General features: G+C 57.7%; 1 protein-coding gene. It reads left to right on the plus strand.

Features of this window, described 5'->3' with window-relative positions:
• Nucleotides 1–219 (plus strand): hypothetical protein (locus KVS69_RS19595; protein ID WP_217539687.1); only part of this gene is annotated, 219 nt, incomplete at its 5' end.
• Nucleotides 220–272: the final 53 nt, after the last annotated feature.

Below are 272 nucleotides of genomic sequence, written 5' to 3' on the forward strand. Positions count from 1 at the left end.
GTCCCTGTCGATCTGCGCGAACAGATTGACGTGATGCGGATAGAGCGTGTTGTCGAGATCGAACACCCAGTCGCGGATATGGGCGAAATCGGCGGCAGCGGGGGAGGTCTTCGGTTTCTAGTCCATGCCGGTCTTATGCACCTCCGGACCGATAAAGAAACTCGAAAAGGCGACCGATTTCCGCCAAATCCGGCCTTGGCGGCTGATCGGAACGCATGATACCGCCACGATATGGAACTCTGGATCCCCATCACCATTGCCGCCGCCTTCCT

The sequence above is a fragment of the Stenotrophomonas sp. GbtcB23 genome (genome assembly GCF_019091045.1).
Taxonomy (GTDB): Bacteria; Pseudomonadota; Gammaproteobacteria; order Xanthomonadales; family Xanthomonadaceae; genus Stenotrophomonas; species Stenotrophomonas rhizophila_A.